This is a genomic window from Duganella vulcania, assembly GCF_009857655.1.
Lineage (GTDB): Bacteria > Pseudomonadota > Gammaproteobacteria > Burkholderiales > Burkholderiaceae_D > Rugamonas > Rugamonas vulcania.
In genome coordinates this window covers 38,320-59,343 of sequence record NZ_WWCX01000040.1, presented here as the reverse complement: position 1 = coordinate 59,343, position 21,024 = coordinate 38,320, and the positions used below count along the sequence as shown (strand labels likewise).

Sequence of the window (21,024 nt, the reverse complement as noted above, 5' to 3'; positions counted from 1 at the left end):
ATGTCGAACAGGTCGGACGAGTGCTTCAGGTGCTGCAGGTAGTCGCGGTAGAACAGCGTCTTGCCCTGCTTTTGCAGGCCGAGGATCCGATCTGGCAACAGCGAAGGCACCCGCAGCGACGGCCGCATCGGCCGCCGGCGCCAAGCCGCAAGCGGCGCTGCTGCGCCACAGCGCCTGCAAAGGCACCATCTACCTGACCTTCGACACCGGCAGCCAGTCGCAGGCCGAACTGATCGCCGACACGCTCAAGCGCCACCAGATCAAGGCCACCTTCTTCCTGGCCAACGAGAAAACCATCAACGGCGATTATTCGCTGGACCCGGCCTGGTCGGCCTACTGGAAGGCCCGCGTGGCCGAGGGCCATGCGATTGGCTCCCACACCTTCGACCACGACGTGCTGGTCAGGGACGGCGCCGACGGCACCCTGCAGGTCAAGCCCGGCTTCGGCGCGCACGCCGGCAAGGTGCAGACGTTGACGCCGGCGCAGTATTGCGAGGAAATCAAACGCGTGGACCAGCGCTTCGTCGAACTGACCGGCAAGCACCTCGATCCGATCTGGCGCGCGCCGGCCGGCCGCACCTCGCCGCGTTCGCTGGCCGCGGCGCAGGCCTGCGGCTACGCCCACGTGGGCTGGGCGCCGGCCGGCTTCTCCGGCGACGAGCTCTCCAGCACGGCCTACCCGAATGCGGTATTGTTGCAAAAGTCCCTGCGCGATCTGCGGGATGGCGACATCTTTGTCGCCCACATGGGCATCTGGTCGCGCAAGGATGCGTGGGCGCCAGCCAACCTGGAGCCGCTGATCAGCGGCCTGGAGCAAAAAGGTTATTGCTTCGCCACGCTGCGCGAGCATCCTGACTATCTTTCACAGTTCAAGCCGAGTTCGAAACACCCATGATGCAATTATTTTCCGACTGGCTGGGCGTCGCCCAAGGCTGGTTGTTCGAGACGGTGATCCAGCCGCTGGTGTTCCAGCTCGGCTTCGGCGAGTTCGTCGAGGAAGCGTTCGAGGGCACCGAATGGCTGCTGATCGGCGTGCTGGAGCTGATCCTGCTGTTCCTGGTGCTGCGTCCGCTGGAGGCGATGATCCCGGTGCACAAGATCACCGACCCGCGCGCGCGCTGGAACGACTTCATCTACACCGTGCTGCACCGCGTCGGCCTGTTCTCGGTGCTGATCTTCTTCACGCTCGATCCGCTGCTGGACAGCCTGGCCGCCATGCTGCGCTTCGAGAGCTTCCATCCGTTCAACCTGGAATCGCTGTGGCCCGGCATCAGCCCGCTGGGCGCCTTCCTGGTGTATTTCGTCGTGCTGGATTTCTTCGACTACTGGTACCACCGCGCCTCGCACCAGTTCAACTGGTGGTGGGGCCTGCACGGCCTGCACCACAGCCAGCAGAACATGAACCTGTGGAGCGACAACCGCAACCACCTGCTTGACGACCTGCTGCGCGACGTCTACATGGGCGTGATCGCGCTGTGCATCGGCGTCGAGCCGTCGCAGTACGTGATGCTGGTGTCGGTCTCGCGCATCCTGCAGAGCCTGCAGCACGCCAACGTGCGCATTCACTTCGGCCGCGTCGGCGAATGGCTGCTGGTGTCGCCGCGCTACCACCGCATGCACCACGCGATCGGCGTCGGCCACGAATCGCACGGCAAGGGCACGCTGGGCGGCTGCAATTTCGCCGTGCTGCTGCCGATCTGGGACATCATTTTCCGCACCGCCAATTTCACGCCGGCCTTTGTCGCCACCGGCATCCGCGACCAGCTGCCGCAGACCGACGCCCAGGGCACGGTCACGCCGGGACGCGAGTACGGCAAGGGCTTCTGGTCGCAGCAGTGGCTGGGCCTGAAGCGCATGGTTGAATACGCACGCAAGGATGTGGTCTGATGAGCAATGTAATCCGTTCCTGGGGGCGCGCCTTCCTGTCGCAATGGCATGGCAAGATGCTGGCGATGAGCCTGGCGCCGTTCCTGCTGGCGGTCGGCGTGTGGGCCGTGGCCTTGTACTTCTGGCTGCAGCCGCTGATCGACTATGTGCACGCGCAGTTCGCCGAGCACAACCTGTTCGCGCCGGCCGGCAACCTGCTCACCTCGCTGGGCCTGGCCTTCCTGAAGACCGTGATGCCGCCGCTGATCGCCATGCTGCTGTTCCTGCCGCTGATGATCCTGACCGCGCTGATCTTCATCGGCGTGATCGCCATGCCGCTGATCGGCCGCCACGTCGGCCTGCGCCACTACCCGCAGCTGGAGCAGCGCAAGGGCGGCAGCCTGGTCGGCAGCGCCGTTACCGCGCTGGGCGGCATGGCGATCTTCATCGGCCTGTGGATCGTCACGCTGCCGCTGTACTTCTTCCCGCCGCTGGCGATGGTTGTGCAGGCGCTGCTGTGGGGCTGGCTGACCTGCCGCGTGATGGTCTATGATGCCCTGGCCGACTACGCCTCGGCAGACGAGCGCCGCCATATCCTGGCCGAGCACCGCTGGCGCCTGCTGGCAATCGGCGTGATCTCCGGCCTGGCCGGCGCCCTGCCAGGCTCGATCTGGCTGGGCGGCAGCCTGGCGGTGGCGTTCTTTCCCTTCGTGGCGGCGGCGTCGATCTGGCTGTATGTGCTGGTGTTTATTTTCACCGGCTTGTGGTTTGCGTATTATTGTCTCGATGCGCTGGCGCGCTTGCGCGCCGAGGCGCTGGTGTCCACCCCTTAAAGAAAGCAGGCAAGCATGGCGATCGGTCTCATCATCATCGGCGACGAAATCCTGTCCGGCAGGCGCGTCGACCAGCATTTCCCCAAAGTCGTGCAGATGCTGGCGGCGCGCGGCCTGCAGCTGAACTGGGCCGAGATCCTGGCCGACGATCCCGAGCGCATCACGGCCACGCTCAAGCGCACCTTCGCCAGCGACGACATCGTGTTCTGCTGCGGCGGCATCGGCGCCACGCCGGACGACCACACGCGCCTGGCCGCGGCCAACGCGCTGGGCCTGCCGCTGGTGATGCACGAGCAGGGCAAGATCAACATCCAGCAGCGCATCCTGCAAATGGGCAAGGACGCCGGACAGGAGGTCGACCTGAACTCGGAAGAAAACCTGCACCGCCTGAAAATGGCCGAGTTCGCGCAGGGCGCGGCGCTGATTCCTAACCCATACAACAACGTTGCCGGCTTCGCGCTGCACAAGCATTACTTCGTGCCGGGCTTCCCGGTGATGGCCTGGCCGATGATCGAGTGGGTGCTGGACAACCACTACGCCGACCTGTTCAACCGCGAGCCTCGGCTGGAGCAGTCGGTGCTGGTGTACGAGGCGGCCGAATCGGCGCTGACGCCGCTGATGGTGGCGATCGAGGCGCAGTTCCCGCGCGTGAAGGTGTTCAGCCTGCCGAGCGTGGGCGACGCCAACACGCGCCGGCATATCGAGCTGGGGGTCAAAGGCGAAGCGGCCCAGACAGCCACAGCGTTTCTGCATTTGTGCGCGGAGCTCAAGAAGATGAATGTAGAGTTCAGCAACACCTAGTATCACACTGCTATCAGATGGGTCCGGACGGCGTTCTTTCCTCGGAGAGAGCGCCGTTGTTTTTTTGCGAAAAACAAACCGCGCAGTGAAATTATTCTGCCTTCGCGGCGGTTGACGCGCCGCCGATGTGGTGCAATGGAAGCTAGCAAGTCCGAGTAAGTTTTACTGAAACAGCTGACCGGTTTGAATCATATGTTAAGCAATCGTCGTTTCCGCCGGCCCCGTCTTGTTGTCCGCGCAGTGCGCAAATTGCGCGCAGGCGCCGCAGCGTTTGGCTATCGCCGTCCACGGCACTTGCGTGTCGTGCCAGCCCCCACTCCCGAGCAGACCGAGGCCCACCTGGCCCAGGCCCAGATGGACGCGCCGCCGCCCACCGCACCACCGAAGAGCAAGCGCTCGCGCAACGCTTTCCTGCTGGTGCTGCTGGTCGGCCTGTCGTTCGCGGTGTACTGGGGCATCCAGGAGACCCGCACCTCCAGCATGCAGGCGCGCATCTTCACCGACCTGGTCGGCAAGATGACGTACAAGATGGAACCGGGCCCGAGCAAATCGATCCGCTTCCCGAAAGACAGCCCGTACGACGAGCGGCTCGGCTACGCCGGCCTGCCGGACTACCTGGGCAAGCTGAGCGCGCGCGACTACCAGGTCAGCGCGCAGGTGCGCATCTCGCCCAAGATGGCCGAGCTGGCCGACATGGGCGTGTTCGCCACCTACCGCGAAAAGACCAAGACCGGCCTGACGATCTACGACTGCCGCGCGCAGCAGCTGTTCGCGGCCAGCTATCCCGAGCGGGTCTACAACAAGTTCGAGCAGGCGCCGATGGCGCTGGTCAACAGCCTGCTGTTCATTGAAAACCGCGAGCTGCTCGACACCAAATATCCGACCCGCAATCCGGCTGTCGAATGGGACCGGCTGGGCAAGGCCGTGATTGAAAAGAGCGTCAGTTCGGTCGCCGGCGGCCACCGCGCGGCGGGCGGCAGCACGCTGGCCACGCAGATCGAAAAATACCGCCACTCGCCGGAAGGACGCACCGGCTCGATGAAGGACAAGCTGCAGCAGATGGTCTCGGCCAGCCTGCGCTCCTACCAGGACGGGCCGGACACCACCAAGGCGCGGCGCCGCATCGTGATCGACTACCTCAACACGGTGCCGCTGTCGGCCAAGCCCGGCTACGGCGAAGTGAACGGCATTGGCGACGGCATGTGGGTGTGGTACGGCCGCAGCTTCGCCGACTTCAACCGCCTGCTCGGTGGCAAGCTCGATAATCCCGACGCGGATACCGCGCTGACCTACAAGGAAGCGTTGAGCCTGATGATCGCGCAGCGCCGCCCCAGCTACTACCTGGGCAACGGCGCGGCCGACCTGGAGGTGCTGGCCAACAGCCACCTGCGCATCCTGGCGCAGGACGGCATCATCACGCCGGCCATGCGCGACATGGCCTTGCAGCAGAAGCTGCATCCGGCCACCGGCAACGGCGTGGAGTCGGCGCCGGCCATGACCTTCGTGTCGCGCAAGGCGTCGAACGCGATCCGCAACCACCTGGCCAACCTGCTGGGCGACAACCGCATGTACAACCTGGACCGCCTCGACCTGAGCGTGGTCAGCACGCTGGACGCGCAGGCGCAGACCGCCGTCACGCAGGTGCTGCGCGACCTGCGCGACCCCGAGAAGGCCAAGGCCGCCGGCCTGACCGGCAAGGGCATGCTGGGCAATGGCGATCCGGCCAATGTGGTGTACAGCTTCACCTTGCTGGAGAAGGGCGAGCAGAACAACCTGCTGCGCCTGCAGACGGACAACTTCGACCAGCCGCTGGACATCAACGAAGGCGCCAAGCTGGACCTGGGCTCGACCGCCAAGCTGCGCACGCTGGTGACCTATCTCGACATCGTCGACCAATTGCACAAGAAGTTCGGCGGCATGGACGCGGCCGCGCTGGGCAAGGTGACGGTCGATCCGCAGGATAAATTGTCGCAATGGGCGCTGGAGTATTTCAAGGCGCTGCCGTTGGACAAGGGCGGACGCGAGTTGACGCCGATGCTGAACGCGGCCATGGAGCGCAAGTATTCCGGCAATCCGGGCGAGGGCTTCTTCACCGGCGGCGGCCTGCACCACTTCGGCAACTTCTCCAAGGAAGACAACGGCAAGATCCTGACCGTGACCGAGGCGCTGCGCCACTCCACCAACCTGGTGTTTGTGCGCCTGATGCGCGACGTGGCCAAGTACTACATGTTCCAGACGCCGGGTTCGTCGGCGTCGCTGCTGGCCGACTCGGACGACCCGCGCCGCGCGCAATACCTGGCGCGCTTCGCCGACAAGGAAGGCAAGGAATTCCTGGCGCGCTTCTACCTGAAGTACAAGGGCAAGCCGGAGTCCGAGCTGGACAAGATCCTGCTGGCCAACATCCGCAGCACGCCGGTGCGGCTGGCGGTGATCCACCGCACCGTGTATCCGCTGGCCAGCCAGCAGCAGTTCGCCGCCTTCCTGAAGGACAACCTGCCGTCGCAAAACGAAGTGCCGGAAGAGCGCGTGGCCAAGCTGTACGACCAGTACGCGATCGACAAATGGTCGCTGGCCGACCGCGGCTACCTGGCCAGCGTGCACCCGCTGGAGCTGTGGATGGCGGCGTACATGCGCCTGCATCCGGGCGCGACGCTGTCGCAGATGACGGCCGCCAGCGAGAAGGAACGGCAAGAGGTCTACCAGTGGCTGTTCAAGACCCACCACAAGCACGCGCAGGACAAGCGCATCGCCGGGCTGATCGAGGTGGAAGGCTTCATGGAAATCCACAAGCAGTGGAAGAAGATGGGTTATCCGTTTGAATCGCTGGTGCCGTCGTATGCGACCACGCTGGGCGCGTCGGCCGACCGTCCGGCCGCGCTGGCGGAGCTGATGGGGATTATCGTCAACGGCGGCGTGCGCAAGACCAGCCAACGTATCAGTTCGCTGCACTTCGCCGAGGGCACGCCGTACGAGACCATCGTGAGCAAGGCCAAACCGACCACCAACGAACAGGTCATATCGCCGGAAGTGGCGCGCGTGGTGGCCGACGCGATACGCGGCGTGGTGTCGGACGGCACCGCCAAGCGGGCGCGCATGGCCTTTGTCGGCTCGGACGGCAAGGTGATTCCGGTGGGCGGCAAGACCGGCACCGGCGACCAGCGCTTCGACGTGTACGGTGGCGGCGGACGGCTGATTGAATCGCGCTACGTGAACCGCTCGGCGACGTTTGTGTTCAACATCGGCGAGCGCTTTTTCGGCTCAATGACGGCCTACGTGCACGGGCCGGACTCGAAGCACTACGACTTCACCAGCGCGCTGCCGGTGCAGTTGCTGGTGGTGCTGGCGCCTAGCCTGATGCCGCTGATCGAACCGCATCCGGTCGCCAAGCCGGGGGCTGTGCCGCCGGCGATCGTCAAAACCGGCGGCAACGCCACCGCATCCACCACGCCGCCCCTGCAAGCTTGCGGCGGCTAAACATTGGGGTCAAGTCTGACATTCGGACACGAGCTCTAGCGTAGGCGCGTCCTACGGCTGAGCACGTGTCCGAATGTCAGACTTGACCCCACGTTGATTTGTGGGCAATGTATCAGCCCATGAAACCGATACGCCACCACATGTCCAAAATCCTCAAGTTCACGCAGTTTTCGTTGCGGGACTTGTTTGTCGCCGCCGCTCCTTCCATCGCCCTGATCGCCGGCGTCTGCGCGCTGGCCTACTGGCTGGTGGACCCGCAGCCGCCGCGCACGGTGCGCCTGGCGACCGGCCAGGAAAACAGCGCCTATTCGGAATTCGGCAAGAAATACGCGGCCGCGCTGGCCAAGCACGGTGTGAAGGTGACGCTGGTGCCGTCCGCCGGGTCGGGCGAAAACCTCAGGCGCCTCAAGGCCGGCGAGGTCGATATCGCCTTCGTCCAGAGCGGCTCCACCAACGAGGAGGCGGCCGAGCGTGAAGGCCTGACTTCGCTGGGCAGCCTGTTTGTCGAGCCGCTGTGGCTGTTCCTGCGCGAGACCAAGGGCAAGCTGCCCATCACCCAGCTGACCCAGTTGCGCGGCTTGAAGATCAACTACGGCCCCAAGGGCGCCGGCGCGCCGCGCCTGTTCCGCCAGGTGCTGGAGCTGAACGGCGTCGAGAAGGGCGAGGTGGAGCGCTTCTCGCTGGCCAACACGCCGGCCACGGTGGAGCTGCTGGAGGGCCGCATCGACGGCCTGGTGTTCACCTCGGCGCCGGAAGCGCCGTTGATCCAGATGCTGCTGCAAACGCCGGGCATCAAGCTGTTCAATTTCAACCAGGCCGAAGCGTACGCGCGCAAGCTGCCGTTCCTGACGCATGTGGTGCTGCCGCAGGGGATCGTCGACCTGGGCCGCGATATCCCGGCCGAGGACTACAACCTGATCGCCCCGACCGCCACGCTGGTGGCGCGCGACGACCTGCATCCGGCGCTGGTGGACCTGTTCGTGCAGGCGGCCAGCAGCATCCACGGCGGCGCGGGATGGTTCTCGCAGCAGGGCCAGTTCCCGTCGGCCAAGTACACCGAGATCCCGGTCGACGCCGAGGCGGCCAAGTACTACAAGAGCGGCCCGCCGCTGTTGCAGCGCTACATGACGTTCTGGCTGGCCAATTTCCTCGACCGCATGTGGGTGGTGGTGGTGGCGCTGGGCGCGCTGATCCTGCCGCTGTCCAAGGTGGTGCCGCCGCTGTATGTGTGGCGCATCCGTTCGCGCGTGTACCGCTGGTACGGCCAGCTGCGCGCGGTGGAGCAGGCGGTGGAGGAGGCGCCGGAGGAGATCCGCATGCAGGTCTATGAACGCCAGCTGGTGCGCCTGAACGAGATCGAGGACCTGGTCAACCAGGTGTCGATCCCGCTGTCGTTCGCGGATGGCTTGTACGGCTTGCGCAGCCACATCCAGTTCGTGCGCAAGCGTATCCAGTTCCTGATGGGCGAGTCGGCGCCCGCTCCGGACGAGGCCGCGGCGGTGTAGAACCTAGGCGCCGATCCAGGGCAGGTCAGCCTTGCACCAGCCGTTGATGTTCTTGCGGTGGCCGCGCTCGTCCTTCTCGCCCTCGAAGCCTTCGAGGATGTCGTAGCAGTGCTGGTAGCCGTGCTCGGTGGCCAGCTTGGCCGCGCCGCGCGAGCGCACGCCCGAGCGGCACAGGAACAGGATCACCTGGTCCTTGCGCGCCACCGAATTGAGCTGCTCGATGAATTCATGATTGGCGATCCCGCCCGGATACAGGCTCCACTGCACCGCACCATGTTGGGCCTCCGGAATGGCCACCCGGCCGACCCAGTCGCGCTCCGCATGGGTGCGTACATCGACCAGCTTGACCGCGTTGTCCGCGCTGACCAATTCATACGCTTCCTGCGGCGTGACGGCGCCGGCATAGGGCCAGTCTTTGCTGCGGCTGCGCGCCAGCGCAAGAATATCGTCTATTTTGCTCATGTCATGTTCCAGAAATAAGTTTGAGTTTATTATAGGCCTCCTGCGTACGCACCACACGCAGGCGCACCAAAGCCGTGCAATTTTCGGGAAATTTCCCGAAATGCACAGATACGGTGCAAAATCTCGAATATGCACTGAGTTGGTGCGGTGTTGAACTGCCTCAAATAGCGTCACTTGGACTTCCCCGTGAATTTTAGATTCATTTGGCGGCGAGTTCAAAGACGCTACCGACACAAGCCCCGGAAGTTTGGGCTGGCACGGATACTGCTTACCAAGAGCGCACGAGCCCCACATTCCTTTAGGAGATACGCATGGCAATGACAGCCGCAGAAGTTCTGAAAATGGTCCAGGAAAACGAAGTCAAATTCGTTGATTTCCGTTTCGCCGACACCCGTGGTAAAGAACAGCACGTCACCGTGCCTGTGTCGCACTTCGACATCGACAAGTTCGAATCGGGCCACGCCTTCGACGGTTCCTCGATCGCCGGCTGGAAAGGCATCGAAGCTTCGGACATGATTCTGCTGCCAGATCCAAACACCGCGAACATCGACCCGTTCATGGAAGAGACCACCCTGTTCATGCAGTGCGACGTGATCGAACCGTCGGACGGCAAGGGTTACGACCGCGATCCACGCTCCATCGCCAAGCGCGCTGAAGCCTACCTGAAATCGTCCGGCATGGGCGACACCGCCTACTTCGGCCCGGAGCCAGAGTTCTTCATCTTCGACAGCGTGCGCTGGAAGATCGACATGTCCGGCTGCTTCGTCAAGATCGATTCCGACGAAGCTTCGTGGACCACCGACAAGGAAATCGAAGGCGGCAACAGCGGCCATCGTCCGACCGTCAAGGGCGGCTACTTCCCAGTGCCACCAGTGGACAGCTTCCAGGACATGCGTTCGGAAATGTGCCTGATCCTCGAATCGCTGGGCATCCCGGTCGAAGTGCACCACCACGAAGTGGCCGGCGCCGGCCAGAACGAAATCGGCACCAAGTTCTCGACCCTGGTCGAGCGCGCCGACTGGACCCAGAACCTGAAATACGTGGTCTGGAACGTGGCCCACAGCTATGGCAAGACCGCCACCTTCATGCCTAAGCCTATCGTTGGCGACAACGGTTCCGGCATGCACGTGCACCAGTCGATCTGGAAAGACGGCGTCAACCTGTTCGCCGGCGACGGCTATGCCGGCCTGTCGGAAACCGCGCTGTTCTACATCGGCGGCATCATCAAGCACGCCAAGGCGCTGAACGCGATCACCAACCCAGGCACCAACTCGTACAAGCGTCTGGTTCCAGGCTTCGAAGCACCGGTCAAACTGGCGTACTCGGCCCGTAACCGTTCGGCTTCGATCCGTATTCCACACGTGGCCAATCCAAAAGGCCGCCGTATCGAAACCCGCTTCCCGGATCCACTGGCCAACGTGTACCTGTGCTTCGCCGCGCTGCTGATGGCCGGCCTGGACGGTATCGCCAACAAGATCCACCCGGGCGAGGCAGCATCGAAAGATCTGTACCACCTGCCGCCGGAAGAAGACGCGCTGATCCCGACCGTGTGCTCGTCGCTGGAAGAGGCACTGGACGCACTGAACAAGGACCGCGAGTTCCTGACCCGTGGCGGCGTGTTCAGCGATTCCATGATCGACGCCTACATCGAACTGAAAATGCAGGACGTCCAGCGCATGCGCATGACGACTCACCCTGCCGAGTTCGACATGTACTACTCGCTGTAATAGCAACGCATCGGCCACGCCGGTGCCTGTAGCGCAGCAAAAAACGCGGGGCGAGCATGGCTTTCCCCGCGTTTTTCTTTGGATGTTGTATATTCGGGATGGATAGTTTCACCCATGGATTTCGAATGACAACTAGCTTGAAACGATGCGTGTCGATGGCGTCGCTGGCGCTGCTGGGCTGCATTGCGATGCAGGCCCAGGCGCAGATCTACAAATGCGTATCGCCCAGCGGCAGCATCGAGTACACCGACGTCAACCGCGGCAGCCATTGCAAGTCCATGGATTTGCCGGGCGCCGTGATCCCGGCGCCGCCGCGCCGCCAGGCCGCGCCTGCGCGCGGCAACGTGCCGGCGCCGGTCACCACGCCGGGCGATTTTCCCCGCGTCGACAGCGCCGAGCAGCGCGCGCGCGACGCCGACCGCCGCGGCATCCTGGAGGACGAGCTCAAGAGCGAGACGCAAAAGCTGGCCGAGCTGCGCAAGGAGTTCAACAATGGCGAGCCGGAACGGCGCGGCGACGAGCGCAACTACGCCAAATACCTGGACCGGGTGGCCGGCATGCGCGACAGCATCAGCCGCTCGGAAAAAAATATCGAAGCATTGAAACGTGAGATCGCGAACATCCGATGACGAGTCTACATAACGCCGGCAAGCACCGGCCGGCCGCCCTGGCGGGCCTGGAGCTGCTAGCCTCGGCCGTGGTGCTGCTGGACCCCGAGGGCCGCTTCGTGTATGCCAACGCGGCCGCCGAGAATCTGCTGGAGAGCTCGCTCAAGGCCCTGTCGCGCCAGACGCTGAGCGCGCAGTTCCTCAACCCCAGCGAGCTCGACAACATTTGCACGCAGGCGCGCGAGCACAAGTTCTCCGACCTGCGCCAGGACCTGACGCTGGAGCGCGCCGGCCGCGATCCGCTGCATGTGCACAGCATCGTCTCGGCGCTGGACGATCCGGCCGGCCACGTGCTGATCGAACTGCGCGAGCACCTGCAGCACCTCAAGCTGGACCGCGAGGAGCGCATCCTCGACCAGAGCCAGGTCAACAAGGAGCTGATCCGCAACCTGGCGCACGAGATCAAGAACCCGCTGGGCGGCATCCGCGGCGCGGCGCAGCTGCTGGAGATGGAACTGCCGGCGCTGCACGCCGGCCAGTTGCGCGAGTACACCCAGGTCATCATCAAGGAGGCGGACCGGCTGCAGACCCTGGTCGACCGCCTGCTGGCGCCGCACCGCCGGCCGCACATCGTCGGCGACGTCAACATTCACGAAGTGCTGGAGCGCGTGCGCAGCCTGATGCTGGCCGAGTTCCCGTCCGGCCTGACCATCCTGCGCGACTACGACGCCTCGATTCCCGAGTTCCGGGGCGACAAGGAACAGCTGATCCAGACCGTGCTCAACATCGCGCACAACGCCGCCCAGGCGCTGGCCGCGCGCATCGAGGCGGGCGATGCGGAGATCGTTTTCAAGACGCGCGTGGCTCGCCAGGTCACGCTGGCCAAGGTCCGCTACGGGCTGGCATTAGACTTGCATATCATCGACAATGGACCGGGTATCGCACCCCAGATCCGCGACCGGATTTTCTACCCCTTGGTATCGGGCAGGGAGGGCGGCAGCGGCTTGGGCTTGACCCTCGCGCAAACCTTCGTGCAGCAGCACATGGGCGTGATCGAGTGCGAGAGCCGGCCTGGATACACGGACTTCCGTATCCTGCTGCCGTTGCCATAAGCCCTGGCAAGCAGGGGCGGATGCCGAGTCCCTTGATTGACGATCCATATTGCGGGATACATACAACACATGAAGCCAATCTGGATAGTAGACGACGACGAATCGATCCGCTGGGTACTGGAAAAAGCGCTGGCGCGGGAAAACCTCGCCACCAAGAGTTTTGCCAACGCGCGCGACGCCATCGCCGCGCTGGAGTTCGAGACGCCGCAGGTGCTGGTGTCCGACATCCGCATGCCGGGCGACTCCGGCCTCGACCTGCTGCAGCTGGTGAAGTCGCGCTTCCCCGGCCTGCCGGTCATCATCATCACCGCCTTCTCCGACCTGGACTCGGCCGTCGCGGCCTTCCAGGGCGGCGCCTTCGAATACCTGGCCAAGCCGTTCGACATCGACAAGGCCGTCGAGCTGATCCGCCGCGCGCTGGACGAGAGCCTGCGCGAGACCAGCGTTGAATCGGGCCCGTCGGAAACGCCGGAGATTCTCGGCCAGGCGCCGGCGATGCAGGAAGTGTTCCGCGCCATCGGCCGGTTGTCGCAATCGAACGTGACGGTGCTGATCACCGGCGAATCGGGCTCGGGCAAGGAGCTGGTGGCGCGCGCGCTGCACAAGCACAGCCCGCGCGCGTCGCAGCCCTTCATCGCCTTGAACACCGCGGCGATCCCGAAGGACTTGCTGGAATCCGAATTGTTCGGCCACGAGCGCGGCGCCTTCACCGGCGCCCAGACCACGCGCCGCGGCCGCTTCGAGCAGGCCGAGAACGGCACGCTGTTCCTCGACGAGATCGGCGACATGCCCTTTGATTTGCAGACGCGTCTGCTGCGCGTGCTGTCGGACGGCCACTTCTACCGCGTCGGCGGCCACCAGCCCTTGAAGGCCAATGTGCGCGTGATCACCGCGACCCACCAGAACCTGGAACAGCGCGTGCGCGAAGGCTTGTTCCGCGAGGACTTGTACCACCGCCTGAACGTGATCCGTTTGCGCCTGCCCAGTTTGAGGGAGCGGCGCGAGGACATCCCTATTTTGGTGCGCCACTTCCTGGTGCAGAGCGCCAAGCAGCTGGGCGTGGAAGCCAAGCGCATGAGCGACGCCACGCTGCAGTTCCTCAGCGGCCTGGACCTGCCGGGCAATGTGCGCCAGCTGGAAAACCTGTGCAACTGGATCACGGTGATGGCGCCCGGCCAGACGGTGGAGGTGAAGGACCTGCCGCTCGAGCTGACCCAGGAGCAGGGCCACGCGCCGGCGCCGTCGGAAAGCTACGCGCCGATCCAGCACCACGGCACGGTGATGTCGGTGCCGGTGGCCGAGGCCGCCAGCGCGCAGCCGGCGGCCGGCGTGCCGGACGCCTGGCTGGGATTGCTGGAGGCGCAGGCCGCCACCATGCTCAGCGGCGGACAGCAGGAGGTGATGGCGGTGCTGGGCCGGCAGTTCGAGTCGGCGCTGATCCGCACCGCGCTCAAGCACACGCATGGCCGCAAGAACGACGCGGCGGTACGGCTGGGCATAGGCCGCAACACCATCACCCGCAAGATCGCCGAACTCGGCATCGACGGCGCCAAGGACGATTGATACGGCGCCGCCTTCAAACGGCGCCCGCGCGCCGGTTTGAGGTAAGCTCTTGGCTGACGAAGCCAGGAGCTTTTTTTTTAATGGAAACAGTATGCTGATTAATTGTGTGGCCTATCAGGACGGCCAGAAGCTGGCGGACATTCCCGTCGAGGAGATCAGCGAGTACATCGAGAAACCGGAGACCTTTGTCTGGGTGGCGCTGCGCGACGCCCAGCCGGACGAGCTGGCGATCATGCAGCAGGAGTTCGGCCTGCACGAGCTGGCCGTGGAGGATGCGCGGCGCGGCCACCAGCGTCCCAAGATCGAGGAGTACGGCGATTCGCTGTTCGTGGTGGTCAAGACCATCGAGTGCCGCGACGGCGACGTGGCCATCGGCGAGGTCGACATGTTTGTCGGCGACAGCTACGTGCTGTCCTCGCGCGACGGCCACAGCCAGCAGGGCTTTCTCGGCGTGCGGGCGCGCGCCGAGAAGGAGCCGCACATGCTGCGCCTCGGCCCGGCCTTCGTGCTGTACGCGCTGATGGACGCGGTGGTGGACCGCTACTTCCCGGTGCTGGACATGCTGGAGACGGAGCTGGAGAAAATCGAGGAGCTGATCTTCAGCCAGGGCAAGCAGCGCGACAACATCCAGCGCCTGTATGAGCTCAAGCGCAAGGTGACCATCGTGCGCCACGTGGTGTCGCCGCTGATGGAGGCGGTGGGGCGGCTGCACGGCGGCCGCGTGCCGGCCATGTGCCAGGACACGCAGGAATACTTCCGCGACGTGCACGACCACCTGCACCGCATCAGCGCCTCGCTCGACACGATACGCGACACCATCGCCACGGCGATCCAGGTCAACCTGTCGATGGTGGCGATCGAGGAGAGCGAAGTGAACAAGCGGCTGGCGGCGTGGGCGGCGATCTTCGCGATCTGCACCGCGTTTGCCGGCGTGTGGGGCATGAACTTCAAGGTCATGCCGGAGCTGGAATGGAAGTACGGCTATCCGTTCGCGCTGTCGGTGATGGTGGGCGTGTGCCTGTACCTGCACCGGCGCTTCAAGAAGGCCGGTTGGTTGTAGACGAAAAACAGACGAAAAGAAAGCCCGCGCGGCCTGGGTCGCGCGGGCTTTCTGTTTTACGTGTTACCGATTACTTGAACTTGTAGCCAGCGGTCACGTAGATGAAGCGGCCACGTGGATCGTACTGGTTGATGTCGTAGCCGGACTGGAACTGATTGGTCACCGCGGTGCCGATCGGGTCAGGCTGCTTGTCGAACAGGTTCTTCACACCCACCGCCAGGGTCAGGTTCTTGATGCCGCGGTAGGTCACGTTGGCATCGTAGATGGCTTCCGACGAGATGAACACCTTGTTGTTGTTCAGGTCGTGGCCAACCTGGTAGCCGCTGCGATAGTTCTGCACCAGGGTGGTCGACCATGGGCCCTTGGTCCAGGTGCCGGCCAGCTGGTGCTTCCAACGCAGGATCACGCCGCCGTTTTGCGCGCCGATCACCGGAGTGCCGTCCTCGTCGTTGTCAACGATGGTGCCGACCTTGTGCGAGATTACGCCGCTCGGGCTGGTCTGGTCGAAGGTATCCATGTAGGTACCGTTCAGGTTGGCTTCCAGCTTACCAAAGCTGAAGTTATCCTTCCAGTTGGCCGACAGGTCCAGGCCCTGCACATTGGCGTTGCCGGTGTTGGCCAGGATCTGGTGGATGCTGTCGATCTCGTTGCCTTTCAGCGTCACCAGGTTGGCGTAGGCCGGGTCGCCTGCGCGGAAGCGCGATACCACTTCCTGCGCCGATGGCGTGACCAGGATGTCGCGGATGTTGATGTTGAAGAAGTCGACACCGATGCTGGCGGTCGATACCGGCTGCCAGACGGCGCCGAACGAGTATTGCTTCGACTTCTCAGGCTTGAGCTTTGGATCGCCACCGGTCCACGAATTCACCTGCAGGCCGGTTTGCTTGGTTGCCGGATCGGTGAACTGCTCGGAGGTGCCCAGCGTCTGCGGCTGCCACAGGTCGATCAGCGACGGTGCGCGGAAGCCGGTGCCGTAGGAGCCACGCAGCACCACGGTCTTCACTGGCTGCCAACGTACGCTGCCTTTCCAGTTGGCGGTATTGCCAACGTCGTCGTAGTGGTCGTCGCGCGCGCCGAGGGTGACTTCCAGCGCCTTCGTTACAGGAACGATCAGTTCGCCGAACGCCGAGTTCACGGTGCGGTCGCGGTCGACCGGACGGACGGAGCCGCCCAGGCCGGAGATGTCGCCCGACTGGTAGGCTGCGCTCGGATTGGTGGTGTAGTTCTCTTTACGCGACTGGGCGCCCACCGCGTACAGCGGGGTGATGCCACCGATGGTCCAGAACTCGCCGCTGATCTTGGCGTCGAACGAGTTGCTGCTCGATTTGGCGGCCAGGAAGTCGCCGCTGAACGCCGCGCCTTTCAGCTGGTCGGCCAGGGCGCCGGTCTGCACGCCGCCCGCGGCCCATGGGTTCCAGTTGCTGCTGTTGATGATCTTGGCGTAGGCCACCTGCGAGAAGTAGCCGGTGGTCACAGCGCTGTTCAGCTTGGACTCGTTGTGGGTCAGCGCCACTTCGTAGTCGACCGAACCGATGGTGCCCTTGGCGCCGGCGACCACGCGTGCTTGCTTGGCGGTGTCGACGTTCTGGCGCGGACCGAAGTCGAACACGCGCGAGGTGATCGACAGCGGCTTGCCGATCAGCGAGGTGTAGCCCCGGCTTTGCAGGTAGGGCGCGGCGATCGACTGGTAGGCCGGGTTGCTCGGGAAGAGCAGCAGTGCCGCGTCCACGCCTTGCTTGGCGAACTCGCCGTCGGTTTCAAAGAAGCTGGCGCGCGCCGGCGAAGCCTGGTAGGTCTGGGTGACCTTGCTTTGCGAGTACAGCACATCGCCGAACAGCTGGTGCTTGTCGTTCAGCTGATAGGTCAGGTTGCCGGTGAAGTTGAACAGTTCGCGATCAGGCGTCAGGCCGACGTCCGGGCCGCTGTCGTAGTAGCAGTATGGCGAACCCTTGGCGCCGTTTGGCAGCATGCCCATCTTGATGGTGCCGCACTTGTCGCCGATGGCCAGCGGGTTGCCGTAGCCGGAGCCGCCCGTGCTGAAGCCGGAATCCTTGCCGACGCCTGGCGTGAACGAGCCCTGGATGTTGCCCAGGCCGGTCGCGGTGCCGTTGTAGTAAGGCAGCTTGGTCGACGTGGCCGCGTAGTCGCGGTCGCGGCCGAACAGGGCCTTCTCTTTTTCGTAGGAGCCCGAAACAACCAGGTTCAGCTTGTCGGTGTTGTAGCCGCCGGTGATCGTCGCCTTGGTGTTCTGGCCGCCGCCGCTTTGCGATGGGGAGCCGTAGCCGCCGGTGATTTCCACGCCGTCGGTCTGCTTGGACAGGATGAAGTTGACCACGCCGGCCACCGCGTCGCTGCCGTACAGGCCGGACGCGCCATCCTTCAGCACTTCGACGCGCTCGATGGCGGCCAGCGGGATGACGTTGACGTTGACGGAAGCGCCGTCGCTGCCGGCGAACGCGGCCAGGCGGCGGCCGTTGACCAGCACCAGGGTGCGGGTCGAGCCCAGGCCGCGCAGCGAGATCGACGACAGGCCGCCGGTCGAGGTGCCGGCGCCGGTGGCGTTGCTGGTGCCGCCGGCCGACGAGAACGCCGAGATCGACTGCAGCAGCTCTTCGGTGCTGGTGGCGCCGGTGCGGGCGATGTCCGCCTTGGTTACGATTTGAACCGGCAGCGACGTTTCAGCGTCTACACGCTTAATCGACGAGCCGGTGATTTCCACGCGTTGTATGACAGGGGTGTCCTGTGCAAATACTGGCTGGGCCAGCAGGCCTGCACCGATCAGTGCAGCGCTGCCCGAAAACATCAGGCGCAGTGAACGCGAAATTACAGTTTCCATCATCATTGCTTTGAACTCCTAGCGAGGTTACGGCTTAACACTTTGTTATTTAAATTCCCACAATGGATAATCCATCAGTAAATTATCCAAGGCGGCCATGAGACCACTTGAGTCCGCCGAGGTCAATTCACCAACTGTAACAACGGTGAAATAAACAACACATTTCTCGGTAATTTCAAAAAATGGCGATTTTTTTACACAAAAATACAAAGTATTTGGTCGTTTATGGCCAATTAGTGCTAAGAGGTCGTCAAATATGCAACCATGTTCATATGACCAGATTGCAAGATCTGATGACGGATTGCGGGCCTTGATCAAGGCGTGGGGAGGGGCGCCGGCCGCCGCGCTGTCTTGCCGCGGCCGGTCAGGGGGAGGGGATCAGGGCTGCTGGTCGGCGGCCATCGACAAGGCGACCGCCTCGGCCACCTTGATGCCGTCGACGCCGGCCGACAGGATGCCGCCGGCATAGCCGGCGCCTTCGCCGGCCGGGAACAGGCCGCGCGTGTTGAGGCTTTGCAGCGTGTCGTCGCGGCGCTTGATGCGGATCGGCGACGAGGTGCGCGTCTCCAGCCCGGTCAGCACGGCGTCGTGCTTGAAGTAGCCCTTGACCTGCTTGTCGAACGCCGGGAAGGCTTCGCGCAGCGCCGTCACGGCGAACTCCGGCAGGATGGTGGCCAGGTCGGTCAGGTGCACGCCCGGCTTGTACGACGGCACCACGCTGCCGAATGCGGTCGAGGCGCGGCCGGCGACGAAATCGCCCATCAGCTGGCCCGGCGCGTTGTAGGTGCCGCCGCCCAGCTCGAAGGCCTTTTCCTCCAGGCGGCGCTGGAACTCGATGCCGGCCAGCGGATGGCCGGGGTAGTCGACTTCCGGCGAGATGCTGACCACGATGGCGCTGTTGGCGTTGCGCTCGTTGCGCGAGTACTGGCTCATGCCGTTGGTCACCACGCGGCCCGGTTCGGACGCGGCCGCCACCACCGTGCCGCCCGGGCACATGCAGAAGCTGTACACGGCGCGGCCGTTGGACGCGTGGTGCACCAGCTTGTAGTCGGCCGCGCCAAGGATGGGGTGGCCGGCGTTGGGGCCGAAGCGGCAGGCGTCGATCAGCGACTGCGGGTGCTCGACGCGGAAGCCGATCGAGAACGGCTTGGCCTCGATGTAGACGCCGCGCTGGTGCAGCATCTCGAAGGTGTCGCGCGCGCTGTGGCCGATCGCCAGCACCACGTGGTTGGTGACGAGCTTCTCGCCGCTCTCCAGCGTCAGGCCGCGCACCTGGCCGCCGTCCGGGCCCTGCTCGATGTCGATGTCGACCACCTTGCTCTCGAAGCGGTATTCGCCGCCCATCTGCTCGATGTTGGCGCGCATCTGCTCGACCATCTTCACCAGGCGGAAGGTGCCGATGTGCGGCTTGCTGACGTAAATGATTTCCTCCGGCGCGCCGGCCTTGACGAACTCGGTGAGCACCTTGCGGCCGTAGTGCTTGGGGTCCTTGATCTGGCTGTACAGCTTGCCGTCCGAGAAGGTGCCGGCGCCGCCTTCGCCGAACTGCACGTTCGACTCGGGATTGAGCTCGCGCTTGCGCCAGAAGCCGAAGGTGTCGACCGTGCGTTCGCGCACCTGCTTGCCGCGCTCGAGGATGATGGGGCGCAGGCCCATCTGGGCCAGGATCAGCGCCGCGAACAGGCCGCACGGGCCGGTGCCGATCACCACCGGGCGCGGATTCCGGTCGTGGCCGGCGAGCTGCTCGCCGTGCGCGACGAACTTGTACGAGGTGTCCGGCGACGGCATCAGGTGGGTGTCGTGGTGCAGGCGCTTGAGCACTTCGGCCTCGTCCTTGACGTCGACGTCGAGCGAGTAGATCAGCACGATCGCGGTTTTCTTGCGGGCGTCGTAGCTGCGCTTGAAGACGGTAAAGCCGAGCAGGGCGTCGGCGGCGATGCCCAGGCGGGCCAGGATGGCGGCCGGCAGCTCGGCCTCGGTGTGGTTGAGGGGGAGTTTTACTTCATTGAGTCGCAACATGGCAGATCGTTCCGAAAAATTACCGGGCCCCGTAGTTAGCGGGGAGGAAGGCGGGGGCGGCCCGCAAGCCGCTATTTTACCGTATGCCTCCACGCATAAAAAAGCCGCCGGCGTCAGATCGCGGAACGTAAATATATTCAAGGCATTAAATCCAGGATGTGAAAACGGCCTGAAAAGCGATGTAAAAAAAACCACATCCATTTTTCAGGCCTTAAAACATATCCGTAATTCAATTAGTTTATTCAAAGCATGGCCGATATTCTTTGTGCCGCCGGCATCAATGTCATTTTATGGACGGCAATATGGCCCGGCCGGTGCCGTGCCTAATCCATGCCGCCCCAGCTTGCGCTCAGTATCGCGAGCGCGGCCAGGCCGGCGGTTTCGGTGCGCAGGATGCGCGGCCCCATCGCCAGCGGCAGCGCGCCGCGGGCGATCGCTAGCTGTTCTTCCTCCTCGTTCAAGCCACCCTCGGGGCCGACCACCAGCGTCACCGGCTGCGCTGGCTGGTGGCGCGCCCAGTAGGCTAGCGACTGTTCGGCGCGCGGCGTCAGGATGATGCGCTTGTGCAAGTCCTGCTGGCCGATCCACTGTTTGTAATGTTGCAGCGGCGCCAGCCGGCCCAGCCGGTTGCGTCCGCTCTGCTCGGACGCCGACACCACGATGCTTTGCCAGTGCTCCATTTTTTTCTCCGCGCGCTCGGCCGACAGGCGCACCACGCAGCGCTGCGTCGCCAGTGGCTGGATGCCCGACACACCGAGCTCGATGGCTTTTTCGATGATCCAGTCCATTTTGCTGGCCTCGGGCAGTGCCTGCGCCAGGGTGACGGCAAACGGCAACTCGACCTCACGTACGTGGTGGGCGTTGACCTCGGCCGTGACACTGCGCCGCGCGATCTGGCTCAGGGTGGCGCTGTATTCGCCGCCGGCGCCGTCAAACAGCGTGATGCGTTCGCCCTGGGCCAGGCGTAGCACCTGGATATGATGGGCCACGGCGTCGGGCAGGGTGAGGATCTGGCCGACGGCCAGCGGGGGGGGGGCGTAGAAACGGGGCATGCGGGGATCCGGTCAGGTTGTCATCGGCAATTTTAATCGCTGCCTGGACCGGGCGGGGAATTGCCGCTGTTTTGGCGACTGAAAGTCACCTGGATGGGGCTTGTGA

At 64.1% G+C, this 21,024-nt stretch carries 15 protein-coding genes and 1 pseudogene; 11 read left to right on the top strand and 5 right to left on the bottom strand.

From position 1 onward, the window contains the following. A pseudogene (locus GTP90_RS37620) lies at positions 1–104 on the bottom strand (isocitrate dehydrogenase kinase/phosphatase AceK regulatory subunit); the annotation flags it as partial. On the opposite strand from GTP90_RS37620, the gene GTP90_RS20240 reads away from it, so the two are divergent. From GTP90_RS20240 to GTP90_RS20215, 6 genes are all read left to right on the top strand, one after another. After that, positions 92–895, top strand: coding sequence for a polysaccharide deacetylase family protein (locus GTP90_RS20240; RefSeq protein WP_161085225.1), 804 nt, complete (start codon positions 92–94; stop codon positions 893–895). The pseudogene GTP90_RS37620 and the gene GTP90_RS20240 sit on opposite strands and share 13 nt — an antisense overlap. Further along, positions 892–1,887, top strand: coding sequence for a sterol desaturase family protein (locus tag GTP90_RS20235; RefSeq protein WP_161085222.1), 996 nt, complete (start codon positions 892–894; stop codon positions 1,885–1,887). The genes GTP90_RS20240 and GTP90_RS20235 overlap by 4 nt, the downstream gene beginning before the upstream one ends. After that, positions 1,887–2,699, top strand: coding sequence for an EI24 domain-containing protein (locus tag GTP90_RS20230; RefSeq protein WP_161085221.1), 813 nt, complete (start codon positions 1,887–1,889; stop codon positions 2,697–2,699). Before GTP90_RS20235 ends, GTP90_RS20230 begins: the two co-directional genes overlap by 1 nt. Before the next feature lie 15 nt (positions 2,700–2,714). Further along, positions 2,715–3,500, top strand: coding sequence for a competence/damage-inducible protein A (locus GTP90_RS20225; protein WP_161085220.1), 786 nt, complete (start codon positions 2,715–2,717; stop codon positions 3,498–3,500). A gap of 354 nt (positions 3,501–3,854) precedes the next feature. After that, positions 3,855–6,974: a transglycosylase domain-containing protein gene (locus tag GTP90_RS20220; protein WP_161085224.1), complete on the top strand. Its 3,120-nt coding sequence runs from the start codon at positions 3,855–3,857 to the stop codon at positions 6,972–6,974. 140 nt (positions 6,975–7,114) lie between these two features. Further along, positions 7,115–8,479, top strand: a complete 1,365-nt coding sequence (locus GTP90_RS20215; protein ID WP_161085219.1) for a TAXI family TRAP transporter solute-binding subunit — start codon at positions 7,115–7,117, stop codon at positions 8,477–8,479. A gap of 3 nt (positions 8,480–8,482) precedes the next feature. Here the strand turns inward: GTP90_RS20215 and GTP90_RS20210 are convergent, their stop codons facing one another. Beyond that, positions 8,483–8,941: a rhodanese-like domain-containing protein gene (locus GTP90_RS20210; protein ID WP_161085218.1), complete on the bottom strand. Its 459-nt coding sequence runs from the start codon at positions 8,939–8,941 to the stop codon at positions 8,483–8,485. Positions 8,942–9,252: 311 nt separating this feature from the next. Between GTP90_RS20210 and glnA the strand changes: the two genes are divergently transcribed. The 5 genes from glnA to corA all read left to right on the top strand — a co-directional run bounded on the left by glnA (position 9,253) and on the right by corA (position 15,011). Continuing rightward, positions 9,253–10,668: a type I glutamate--ammonia ligase gene (gene glnA, locus GTP90_RS20205; RefSeq protein ID WP_161085217.1), complete on the top strand. Its 1,416-nt coding sequence runs from the start codon at positions 9,253–9,255 to the stop codon at positions 10,666–10,668. Between the two features lie 125 nt (positions 10,669–10,793). After that, positions 10,794–11,297 carry a DUF4124 domain-containing protein gene (locus tag GTP90_RS20200; protein ID WP_161085216.1) on the top strand — a complete coding sequence of 168 codons (504 nt, stop codon included), beginning with the start codon at positions 10,794–10,796 and terminating at the stop codon, positions 11,295–11,297. Next, positions 11,294–12,388 (top strand): nitrogen regulation protein NR(II), encoded by a 1,095-nt coding sequence (glnL, locus tag GTP90_RS20195; protein WP_161085215.1) that lies wholly within the window; start codon positions 11,294–11,296, stop codon positions 12,386–12,388. The genes GTP90_RS20200 and glnL overlap by 4 nt, the downstream gene beginning before the upstream one ends. Before the next feature lie 69 nt (positions 12,389–12,457). Next, positions 12,458–13,951: a nitrogen regulation protein NR(I) gene (ntrC, locus tag GTP90_RS20190; protein ID WP_161085214.1), complete on the top strand. Its 1,494-nt coding sequence runs from the start codon at positions 12,458–12,460 to the stop codon at positions 13,949–13,951. A 91-nt stretch (positions 13,952–14,042) separates the two neighbouring features. Beyond that, positions 14,043–15,011 carry a magnesium/cobalt transporter CorA gene (gene corA, locus GTP90_RS20185; RefSeq protein ID WP_161085213.1) on the top strand — a complete coding sequence of 323 codons (969 nt, stop codon included), beginning with the start codon at positions 14,043–14,045 and terminating at the stop codon, positions 15,009–15,011. Positions 15,012–15,081: 70 nt separating this feature from the next. On the opposite strand, the gene GTP90_RS20180 is transcribed toward corA, so the two are convergent. From GTP90_RS20180 to GTP90_RS20170, 3 genes are all read right to left on the bottom strand, one after another. Next, a complete protein-coding gene (locus GTP90_RS20180) occupies positions 15,082–17,853 on the bottom strand; it encodes a TonB-dependent receptor (protein WP_161085212.1) in 2,772 nt (923 codons plus the stop codon). Positions 17,854–18,225: 372 nt separating this feature from the next. Beyond that, positions 18,226–19,866 carry an NAD(P)/FAD-dependent oxidoreductase gene (locus tag GTP90_RS20175; RefSeq protein ID WP_161085211.1) on the bottom strand — a complete coding sequence of 547 codons (1,641 nt, stop codon included), beginning with the start codon at positions 19,864–19,866 and terminating at the stop codon, positions 18,226–18,228. Between the two features lie 323 nt (positions 19,867–20,189). Beyond that, complete coding sequence (locus GTP90_RS20170) at positions 20,190–20,918, bottom strand: 16S rRNA (uracil(1498)-N(3))-methyltransferase (protein ID WP_161085210.1); 729 nt, start codon at positions 20,916–20,918, stop codon at positions 20,190–20,192. Between the last annotated feature and the right edge of the window lie 106 nt (positions 20,919–21,024).

Excerpts from the sequence above, each read along its gene's own strand:
- GTP90_RS20230 (WP_161085221.1), top strand. The coding sequence starts at position 1,887 with ATGAGCAATGTAATCCGTTCCTGGGGGCGCGCCTTCCTGTCGCAATGG.
- GTP90_RS20215 (WP_161085219.1), top strand. The coding sequence starts at position 7,115 with ATGTCCAAAATCCTCAAGTTCACGCAGTTTTCGTTGCGGGACTTGTTT.
- GTP90_RS20200 (WP_161085216.1), top strand. The coding sequence starts at position 10,794 with ATGACAACTAGCTTGAAACGATGCGTGTCGATGGCGTCGCTGGCGCTG.
- glnA (WP_161085217.1), top strand. The coding sequence starts at position 9,253 with ATGGCAATGACAGCCGCAGAAGTTCTGAAAATGGTCCAGGAAAACGAA.
- ntrC (WP_161085214.1), top strand. The coding sequence starts at position 12,458 with ATGAAGCCAATCTGGATAGTAGACGACGACGAATCGATCCGCTGGGTA.
- GTP90_RS20170 (WP_161085210.1), bottom strand. The coding sequence starts at position 20,918 with ATGCCCCGTTTCTACGCCCCCCCCCCGCTGGCCGTCGGCCAGATCCTC.
- GTP90_RS20180 (WP_161085212.1), bottom strand. The coding sequence starts at position 17,853 with ATGATGATGGAAACTGTAATTTCGCGTTCACTGCGCCTGATGTTTTCG.
- corA (WP_161085213.1), top strand. The coding sequence starts at position 14,043 with ATGCTGATTAATTGTGTGGCCTATCAGGACGGCCAGAAGCTGGCGGAC.
- GTP90_RS20220 (WP_161085224.1), top strand. The coding sequence starts at position 3,855 with ATGGACGCGCCGCCGCCCACCGCACCACCGAAGAGCAAGCGCTCGCGC.
- GTP90_RS20210 (WP_161085218.1), bottom strand. The coding sequence starts at position 8,941 with ATGAGCAAAATAGACGATATTCTTGCGCTGGCGCGCAGCCGCAGCAAA.
- GTP90_RS20235 (WP_161085222.1), top strand. The coding sequence starts at position 892 with ATGATGCAATTATTTTCCGACTGGCTGGGCGTCGCCCAAGGCTGGTTG.
- GTP90_RS20225 (WP_161085220.1), top strand. The coding sequence starts at position 2,715 with ATGGCGATCGGTCTCATCATCATCGGCGACGAAATCCTGTCCGGCAGG.
- glnL (WP_161085215.1), top strand. The coding sequence starts at position 11,294 with ATGACGAGTCTACATAACGCCGGCAAGCACCGGCCGGCCGCCCTGGCG.
- GTP90_RS20175 (WP_161085211.1), bottom strand. The coding sequence starts at position 19,866 with ATGTTGCGACTCAATGAAGTAAAACTCCCCCTCAACCACACCGAGGCC.